This window comes from Brunnivagina elsteri CCALA 953 (genome assembly GCF_002289455.1).
GTDB classification, from domain to species: Bacteria; Cyanobacteriota; Cyanobacteriia; order Cyanobacteriales; family Nostocaceae; genus Brunnivagina; species Brunnivagina elsteri.
Genome location: NZ_NTFS01000673.1, coordinates 1 through 2,011, shown reverse-complemented (window position 1 = coordinate 2,011; position 2,011 = coordinate 1). Strand labels below are relative to the sequence as shown.

The window sequence follows — 2,011 nt, the reverse complement described above, 5'->3', positions numbered from 1 at the left end:
TATAAATTTAGTGCATTATAAACTATATAATCTGTAAACTTTACCTAAAGGCACAAGCTGATAATTTGAGCAAAGTTCAACCAAATCAACTCAGAAATACTGCTAGAGGTATAGAGATGCTTAATTTACGACCTTGATTTTTACCTTTGTTTTAACCTTTGTTTTAACCGTTTATTGCTTGCTTAATCGATGACTACAACATTCACTTATCACCTTGACTGGTTTTACTTTTAACCCATTCCTCTATTAATTCCCTCGATTTTTCGCTCATATTCGTCCCTTCCCTAGCGCACCAGACTTTAAACTCAGTCCGCAGGGAATCAGGCAAAAAAACTCTAAAGCTCACAGTAGAATCCTCTTTTTTATTTTCATCCGGCATAGATAGGTCATGTATATCACATGCTTATTGTCCGCTAGTCAGCTCAGTTTTTAAATAACCCACACGCCCTTATTGATATATATGACCTATGTGGGGTATCATTACTTTATCTGCAAATAACTTATACAGGTGGCAATCTGGAATTTCTGCCATGAACAACTACAACCTGCTCAAGTACCTACCCGATCGAGAATTAGAACCCCGACAATTCCTCCGTCATTGCTTCGGAATTGCCGAACTAACCCCCGCAGAACTGCTGGAAGAAGAAACAGACTCCCAATACCGCAAAAAATGCATCACCATACTCTGTGCTATCTTCGACATCCAACGAGCAACGGTTCGTAAATGGGGAAGCGATCTGAATTTTGAAGGGATGCCCAACTATTGCAAAATTGCCCTTGCTTACATTGACACAGCCGAAATTATGCCCCGTCAGATCAAAAACATACTCAAAGGTGAGTACAATCCACCCGAAGTTGATGCTCAAACCTTCCTCGAAAAAATTCTCCTCGATGGTTTAAACGAACAGCAAATATTGCAAACCGTTTCCCATGCAAATTTTCGGGCAACTTGCGTCAAAACCCTCACCCAAGTTCTGCATATCGGCACCAAATCAGTCCAGGATTGGGGACAGGATATGTCATTTCGCAAAATGCCACGCATCCACAAACACACCTTGGCTTATGCCTTGGCTGCGATTTCCCAAGCACAAGGAGCGATGGTCGTAGACCGGTCTACGACCATCGCATGGAAAAAAGCTGCCTGAACTATTCAAATTAGTCGAATTAAGAAAAATTGGTCTTTTGCACAGACCAAAAACCATTAAAAAAGTACCCAGAATCTACCATGACTGTACTAACTATTGCAACCGAAAGTTACGAAAAACAGCATCAAATAAACTCCAATCCCACGGTACATATCGAGCAAAGTACCTTGGAGTACCTACACACAGCTTTCCTACTTTACGAATACAAGCAAACCCACAGCAAACGAGAATATCGCGCATTGTTGGAGGAATACGGTTGGGATAAGGGGAATGTGGAGGAGAAGCGATCGCTCAAAATTGCCGAGCATTTCCAACCTTTCGTTAGTCGTCCAGAAGACTTAGCTGTTTTACCAATATCAGTATTGCTACGGTTATGCTCGCGGAACTACAAAGTCCTAATTGAAGAGTTGCAGGATTTTAGCAACCTGAACTGCAAAGAAGTATTGGAACTAATTGAAGAAAGAAGGGCTTTTCTCAAATCGCAAAATAGAGACAAAAAAGAGGGAAATTGGAGAGCTACTGCCGATGGTAGTCGATATTACACCTTTGGCAAGATTATGGAGGATGACCATCAAACAGGGGTATTTACCGAGAAGTTAATCGAAGAGTTGGGATTGTCACCACAGCGAATTGTCAGGATGGCAATATCTGATTTATACGAGAAGCAGCAAGCTGAGATATCACAGGATAAAATCAGTTCTCTTCTTGAATTAATCCCTGCTGAAGAACCTACTGACAAAAACGAAAAATTTGCGATTGAGAATGAAAGTGTAGTTAACGAAATTAACTGGGAGCAACGCGATTTGGTGAGGTCTAGTCAAAAACAAGCGATCGCTAAAAATCATATTTAAGTACAAAGTGATTTT

3 protein-coding genes are annotated in these 2,011 nt (G+C 40.8%); 2 read left to right on the top strand and 1 reads right to left on the bottom strand.

Going from position 1 to position 2,011, the window contains the following annotated elements; translation table 11 throughout:
• Positions 1 to 202: 202 nt before the first annotated feature.
• Complete coding sequence (locus CK510_RS33140; protein ID WP_211293354.1) at positions 203 to 346, bottom strand: copy number control protein; 144 nt, start codon at positions 344 to 346, stop codon at positions 203 to 205.
• A 184-nt stretch (positions 347 to 530) separates the two neighbouring features.
• On the opposite strand from CK510_RS33140, the gene CK510_RS29735 reads away from it, so the two are divergent.
• Together CK510_RS29735 and CK510_RS29730 are read left to right on the top strand one after the other, a co-directional pair.
• Complete coding sequence (locus tag CK510_RS29735; protein ID WP_095725035.1) at positions 531 to 1,145, top strand: hypothetical protein; 615 nt, start codon at positions 531 to 533, stop codon at positions 1,143 to 1,145.
• 80 nt (positions 1,146 to 1,225) lie between these two features.
• Positions 1,226 to 1,996: an Alr2735 family protein gene (locus tag CK510_RS29730; protein ID WP_245912512.1), complete on the top strand. Its 771-nt coding sequence runs from the start codon at positions 1,226 to 1,228 to the stop codon at positions 1,994 to 1,996.
• The last annotated feature ends 15 nt before the right edge of the window (positions 1,997 to 2,011 follow it).

What these genes read in the sequence shown, in the direction of transcription:
- CK510_RS29735 (WP_095725035.1), top strand. Translation starts at nt 531, where the DNA reads ATGAACAACTACAACCTGCTCAAGTACCTACCCGATCGAGAATTAGAA.
- CK510_RS29730 (WP_245912512.1), top strand. Translation starts at nt 1,226, where the DNA reads ATGACTGTACTAACTATTGCAACCGAAAGTTACGAAAAACAGCATCAA.